This window comes from Ruminococcus flavefaciens AE3010, from assembly GCF_000526795.1.
GTDB lineage: Bacteria > Bacillota > Clostridia > Oscillospirales > Ruminococcaceae > Ruminococcus > Ruminococcus flavefaciens_D.
This window is the reverse complement of record NZ_JAGT01000001.1, coordinates 2,551,125-2,557,500: the sequence shown is the minus strand read 5'-3', so window position 1 is coordinate 2,557,500 and position 6,376 is coordinate 2,551,125. Positions and strand designations below refer to the sequence as shown.

The window sequence follows — 6,376 nt, the reverse complement described above, 5'->3', positions numbered from 1 at the left end:
CCTTGTGAGGTGAGATTCTATCGAATACGAGAACGTGTCGATCTTTTCAAGATCTATTTTCCATTTATAAAAGAAATACTTACAGTCGATAACATTTCCCTTGCCAAACTGCACAGTTGTGCCGATACTGCGGACAACATTGTAAATACCCAGTCCTACGAGCACGCCCACGCAGAAGCCCGCAACGCCAAAGAACTGCGCACCGATATAACCTGTACAGATCCATAAAATAACAGCAATAACAGCCGCTAAAGGCGGCATATATGTCACTTTCAGCTTTTTCATAATTATCCCCCGCTTTGACTTATAAAAAGCGAACAGCGGTTACTGTCCTTTATAATGAAATAATACCATTTTTTGGGCAGTTTGTCAATAAAAAAGCGGACAGTTTATACTGTCCGCCCTTATATATATTTTCGGCTTTTTTTGTGATATTTGTCAATAAGAAGCAGCCCTCTTATTATTGTGCGCCCTTAATGCTTGACTCTATAGGCTCAAAAAGCCACATCCAGCCCGAATATGCGCCGTCGTTGCCAACCTCGATGCTGTATGCATTTCCGTCGATGTTGACCTCTGTGCGGAAATGCTGATTTGTGTTGTTTGCACCCAGCCACATCTCAAGCATATACACATCATAGCCCATATACGCCAGAAGCTCCGCTACGGCTCCGTTATATTGCAGGCACTGTCCCTTTTTCTTCACCAGACAGGCTGATACCCACGAATCGGAGGCTATCTCCTTATAAAGGTCGCCGCTTGCGTAGGTAATGTTCTTGTTTACCCAGCGCCACAGGCACTCTATCTTATCATAATTGCTCATATCGGGAGTAAAATTCTCCTCCGCAAACTTGTCCAGTATCTTCTTGTCCTCGGCGGTAACGATGTAGGTAGCTGTCTGTTTCGGAGTGCTTCCCTTTATATTGTACAGCGGATAGTTATCGTGAGGTGTGAGCTTCGCTGTATTCACGATAAGCTCTGTCTTGTTGATGAGGGCTGTCTGATGAGTCGCCACATTGACCTCGATACCGTTTATATCTGCAATGGCAGATATCTCAAAGCCGTAATCCAGCTGTGGGTCAAAGCTGATATCCTCAGGTATTTTTACCTTAGCCTGCTTATATACAGTGGTTCCCTCGCCGTATAGATTCTTCTGCTCAACGTCCTTGGCGCTGCGGACTTCATAGGACGCAAGATCTTTTCTGACGGTCTTATCTGAGCCGCTGTTATAGCTCTGGCTGTACATTTTTATTCTGTAGCCCGCTATACTGCACTTGTCGCCTATCTTTTTAAGCACCGATCCATTGTTTTCGTAGCTCCGCCAGCTGACATTCACATAGTTGTCTGCCTTCATCTTAGCCGAACAGTCCGCACTTAACGTAATATCCTTAGTCGTGGACGATATCTTGACATAATTCTCGGGAGTGACCGTTCCGCCTGTAGCTGTGTAGGAATAGTAAGAAAGAACATATGAAGCGTCTGCGGCATTTATTACTCCGTCCTTGTTCATGTCGCTGTTGTGCGGCGCTTCAGGAGCCGAATCCTCAGCGGAGCTCACGGACATCTCGGCATAATAGCAGAGTATCTCCGAAGCATCAAGTGCGTTTACCTTGCCGTCAGCATTGGCGTCTCCCAGTCCAGTACCCGCAGAAGCCGCAGGCATACAGTTGATAAGGGCAGCTGTCATTGCAGCAGAAGCTGCCAGAGCAATGAGTTTTTTCATAGTTCTCCTCCATTCCTGCGCCGTGTCGGTATGACGCCCCGAATACTGCAGCGCTGTATTATTATAAAAAAAGCCGCGGTATCTCTATCACGGCTTTTTATGTATATTATGCCATAAGCTTTACCATTACAGCCTTCTGAGCGTGGAGACGGTTCTCGGCTTCCTCGAATATCTCGTTTGCGTGAGCCTCGAATACCTTCTCTGTGATCTCCTCCTCACGGTGTGCAGGGAGACAGTGGAGCACCATAGCACCGCCGTTTGCCTGAGCCATGAGCTCGTCGTTTATCTGGTAGCCTGCGAATGCCTTACGGCGCTTCTCGGCTTCGCCCTCCTGACCCATGGAAGCCCATACGTCAGTGATGAGCACGTCTGCGCCCTTTGCAGCCTGCATAGGTACGTTTGTCATCTCGAACTTGTCGCCGTAGCCCTTTGCGAAGTCAAGTATCTCCTTTGGAGGCTGATAGTCGTCGGGGCAAGCGATAGACACGCTCATGCCTACCTTTAAGCAGCCTACGATAAGTGAGTTAGCCATGTTGTTTCCGTCGCCGATGAAGCACATCTTCAGTCCGTCGAAGCTGCCCTTGAACTCACGGATAGTCATGAGGTCGGCAAGCACCTGACAGGGGTGGCAGAAGTCTGTAAGTCCGTTGATTATGGGGATAGAGCCGTACTCTGCAAGGTCTTCGACTTCCTTCTGCTCGAAGGTACGTATCATAATGCCGTCAAGGTAGCGTGAGAGAACTCTTGCTGTATCCTGTACAGGCTCTCCGCGTCCGATCTGGAGATCGTTTGAGGAGAGGAACAGCGGATAGCCGCCAAGCTGATACATGCCTGTCTCAAAGGATACACGGGTACGTGTGGAAGCCTTCTGGAATATCATTCCGAGAGTCTTGCCCTTGAGGTGCGGGTGTGGGATACCGTGCTTGAGCTCATACTTGAGCTGGTCTGCAAGGTTGAGTATCTCGATTATCTCTTCTGTGCTCAGGTCGAGCATTTTAAGTAAATGTTTCATATTTTCTATCCTTTCATGTCAAAAAATCATCTGTTCATTTCTGTGAACGCTTTATCTATAGCCACTGCAAACAGTGGGATATAATCGTCAAATGCCGTATTATCAACGTTGATATAGAACTGCATCTCTCCGTTGACTCCCACAAGGCTCTGGATATGTCCTACGGTGTTTCCGTCGAGGATAATATTGAATTCCTTTCTGTCCTTGCTGGATATCTCAAACTTCATAGTCTTATGTCTGACCTTGATCGTCGGGTCGAGGAACATGGAAGTGCACTCCATTGTCATAAATACGTTGTCATTGAGGATTATAGTAAATGTAGGTCTCTTTGCATCACCTGTCTGAACGAGAGTATAGAGGTTATAATTGCTTGCGTCCATAAGATTGTAACGTGCGCTGAAGCCTTTTTTCTTTATGGAATAAAGCAGCTTGTCGTTCTTATCAAGTACAGTATACTTAGGACCTTTTCCTATTACTTTAAGCTCCATGATCATTCCTCCAGTATCTCTATCAGAATTTTCAATCCGTCCTTTAGCTCGTCATATGATATGGTCAGCGGTGGAAGAAGTCTTACCTTTTCTTTTGCTGTGAGGATAAGAAGTCCGCTGTCAAGAGCCTTCTGCGCTACATCGTGAGCGTCCTTGCTCTTCAGCTTTATGCCTACCATGAGACCGAGCCCGCTTACAGCTTCTACCTCGCTGCACTTTTCAAGCTCTGTCCTGATAAGCTCGCTCTTTTTGCACACATCATCGAGGAAGCCCTCGCTCTCTATCCTGTCGAGCACTGCAAGACCGCCTGCACAGGCGATAGGATTGCCGCCGAAGGTAGAGCCGTGAGTACCTGCTGTGAGGACTCCGCTGCATTTTTCGTTGACGAGACAAGCTCCCATAGGGATACCGCCTGCGATGCCCTTTGCTAAAGTAGTGATATCAGCCTTTTTGCCGAAGTGGTCTCCTGCAAGGAATTTACCTGTACGTCCTACGCCTGTCTGTATCTCGTCGGCGATAACAAGTATATCCTTTGGAGCGCAAAGCTCATACACCGCGTCTACGAATTCCTTATCGAGCTTAATGACGCCGCCCTCGCCCTGAACGTATTCGAGCATTACCGCACATACTGTCTTGTCCTCAAGCTTTGCCTTGAGGTCGTCGATATCGTTTGCGGTAACATTCACGAAACCTTCTACGAACGGAAAGAAGTAGTTGTGGAACACATCCTGACCTGTAGCGGAAAGAGTTGCGATGGTCCTGCCGTGGAAGGAATTCACAAGGGTAATGATCGTATGCCTGCCCTTGCCGTATTTATCGAAGCTGTACTTCCTTGCCACCTTGATAGCGCACTCATTAGCCTCTGCGCCGCTGTTGCAGAAGAACACCGACTTGTAGCCTGCTATATTGCAGAGCCTGTCGGCGAAATCCGCCTGTACCTTTGTGTAGTAGTAATTGGAGCTGTGCTGGAGAGTCCTTACCTGAGCGCACACAGCGTCAGCCCACTTGTCATCGCAGTATCCGAGAGAATTGGTGCCGATACCGCTTCCGAAGTCGATGTATTCCATGCCGTTTTCGTCCTTACAGCGTCTGCCGCTGCCCTGCTCCATAACGAGTGGGTAGCGTCCGTAGGACTGCATAACGTGGGAATTAAATTTATCTATAGTATTCATAAAAGTCCTCCTTGGGGCAGACTACCTTGGACTTTATCAGACACACTATTATTATAGCGCCGAAAGGTAGTCACAATCAATCAAACTATACTTATTATAAGTAAATTTTTTGTATACAAGTAAATTATTTTACGGGTATTTGTAATTATTAAACGTATAGCAAACGACAAAATGTTTTGGCGTTTGCTATTTGCCGATCCGCACGGAGCAAACGTTAGTTTGCGTATGTGCGAGGCACTATAATTATACGAATTGTGTACCGATTCCTTCATTGGAAAGAATCTCAATGAGAATGGAGTGAGGCACTCTTCCGTCGATGATAACGGTCTTGTGGACGCCGCGTCTGACTGCCTCTACACAGCAGTCTATCTTAGGTATCATGCCGCCCGAGATGATGCCCTGCATTTTCAGGAAAGGCACCTCGCTGACGTTTACCTCGGGGATAAGTGTGGACGGGTCGTCCTTATCGCGGAGAAGTCCTGCGATATCAGTCATAAGGATAAGGTTCTCTGCGCCAAGCTCAGCAGCTATTCTTGCAGCAGCCGTATCGGCGTTGATATTGTAAGTATTGCCCTCCTCGTCGGTGGCAACTGTAGCTATAACGGGGATATTGCCGTTTGCTAAAGCGTCTGTGATAGGCTTTGTGTTCACCTTTGTTATCTCGCCTACCCAGCCCAGTTCCTGACCGTCGTCTGTCTTTTTCTTCTCAGCCATGAGCATTTCGCCGTCGATACCGCAGAGGCCTACTGCGCTGCCCTTGTGCTGTGCCAGAAGCTGTACCAGCTCCTTGTTGACCTTGCCCGAAAGCACCATTTTTACCACGTCAACAGTTGCGTCATCGGTGTAGCGCAGACCGTTCACGAAGCGGCTCTCGATATTAAGCTTTTTCAGCATATCGCTTATCTCGGGACCGCCGCCGTGTACCAGAACCACCTTTACGCCTACCAGCGAAAGGAGAACGATATCCGTCATTACAGCGTCCTTGAGCTCCTTGTTTGTCATGGCGTTTCCGCCGTACTTGATAACAAGTATCTTGTTATTGTACTTCTGGATATAGGGCAGGGCGTCTATGAGCACCTGCGACTTGTCGTTGTTTGAGATCTTTTCCATCTTTCTTTACTTCCTTTTAATCATTCATATTATCTGAACTGCGTGAATTATACGGAGTTCTTATTTTCTTATCATACATTGTCAGCGGGACGTCCGGTTTATGCGGAGCGCTCGGTCTTTGCGGAACATATTCCGGCTGACAGCTAAAGGGATCATCGCTTGGATTTCTGAGTATTTCTTCCTTAGCTTTTTCTATTATCATCTTTACCCTGAACGGGTCGTTTACAGAGGGAATATATACAATACTGTAAAGGGAGGAATCTATACCTGTTCCCTTTGCTCTTACGGTGATCTTTCCCGTATTGTTATCTTTCATCCGGACGCTCACATCAGTTATCTCTCTCAGACGTATCGACTGAAAATATTGATATCCGTAGGAAATTATCCTTTTGTTTGTTACGGCATAGTTCATGCTCTTCGGAGCGCCTTTTATCCCCCATATAATAAGCAATGCTACTCCTACTGCAAGGACAACAGGAAGAAGATAGGATATAATTATCAAAGGCAGGATCATAAAGGTACCAATGAGTCCCTGTTTTCCGAAAACAGCCAACAATACTCCGATAATAAACATAGAAACAAGAACATTGCGGACGATCGCGATCTTTTTGCCGACTTTCTGAGATTTCTCATTCTCAAAAGGACTTTCGTTATCTCCTTTGCCGCTTCCGATAACACACAGCAGCTGTTCATCACGCATAAGGTGAGGTCTGAACAGTTCTTCAAGGAATTCTGTATTGGAGTTGTTTTTTATTACTTTCTCCTTTTTATCCTTTTCCGTCATTATCCTGCCGTATTCATTTTCGTCAAAATAATCCTCGGCACTGATATATTCCCAGTCTTCTTCTTTCTCGTTTTTCTTTCCGAACATCTG

The 6,376-nt window shown here is 46.7% G+C and carries 7 protein-coding genes (1 of these 7 running past the window's edge); all 7 read right to left on the bottom strand.

All coding sequences use genetic code 11. The features are described 5' to 3' along the window. Positions 1-285, bottom strand: partial view of a hypothetical protein gene (locus tag N774_RS0111265; RefSeq protein ID WP_024861345.1) — the 5' portion only. The gene continues 213 nt to the left of window position 1, outside the view; 285 of the gene's 498 nt are visible here — the first part of the coding sequence; its start codon is at positions 283-285; its stop codon lies off the left edge, out of view. Positions 286-460: 175 nt separating this feature from the next. Then, positions 461-1,720, bottom strand: coding sequence for a dockerin type I domain-containing protein (locus N774_RS18335; RefSeq protein ID WP_024861344.1), 1,260 nt, complete (start codon positions 1,718-1,720; stop codon positions 461-463). Positions 1,721-1,826: 106 nt separating this feature from the next. Next, complete coding sequence (argF, locus tag N774_RS0111255) at positions 1,827-2,732, bottom strand: ornithine carbamoyltransferase (protein WP_024861343.1); 906 nt, start codon at positions 2,730-2,732, stop codon at positions 1,827-1,829. A 26-nt stretch (positions 2,733-2,758) separates the two neighbouring features. Then, a complete protein-coding gene (locus N774_RS0111250) occupies positions 2,759-3,220 on the bottom strand; it encodes a hypothetical protein (protein ID WP_024861342.1) in 462 nt (153 codons plus the stop codon). A 2-nt stretch (positions 3,221-3,222) separates the two neighbouring features. Beyond that, positions 3,223-4,392 (bottom strand): aspartate aminotransferase family protein, encoded by a 1,170-nt coding sequence (locus tag N774_RS0111245; RefSeq protein ID WP_024861341.1) that lies wholly within the window; start codon positions 4,390-4,392, stop codon positions 3,223-3,225. 243 nt (positions 4,393-4,635) lie between these two features. Beyond that, the gene (gene argB / locus N774_RS0111240) at positions 4,636-5,502 is read right to left on the bottom strand and encodes an acetylglutamate kinase (protein ID WP_024861340.1); all 867 of its coding nucleotides are present in this window, start codon (positions 5,500-5,502) and stop codon (positions 4,636-4,638) included. Positions 5,503-5,518: 16 nt separating this feature from the next. Then, positions 5,519-6,373, bottom strand: a complete 855-nt coding sequence (locus tag N774_RS0111235) for a hypothetical protein (protein ID WP_024861339.1) — start codon at positions 6,371-6,373, stop codon at positions 5,519-5,521. Positions 6,374-6,376 lie beyond the last annotated feature (3 nt).

Coding starts and splice junctions, on each gene's coding strand:
- N774_RS0111235 (WP_024861339.1), bottom strand. CDS start 6,373: ATGTTCGGAAAGAAAAACGAGAAAGAAGAAGACTGGGAATATATCAGT.
- argB (WP_024861340.1), bottom strand. CDS start 5,502: ATGGAAAAGATCTCAAACAACGACAAGTCGCAGGTGCTCATAGACGCC.
- N774_RS18335 (WP_024861344.1), bottom strand. CDS start 1,720: ATGAAAAAACTCATTGCTCTGGCAGCTTCTGCTGCAATGACAGCTGCC.
- argF (WP_024861343.1), bottom strand. CDS start 2,732: ATGAAACATTTACTTAAAATGCTCGACCTGAGCACAGAAGAGATAATC.
- N774_RS0111250 (WP_024861342.1), bottom strand. CDS start 3,220: ATGGAGCTTAAAGTAATAGGAAAAGGTCCTAAGTATACTGTACTTGAT.
- N774_RS0111245 (WP_024861341.1), bottom strand. CDS start 4,392: ATGAATACTATAGATAAATTTAATTCCCACGTTATGCAGTCCTACGGA.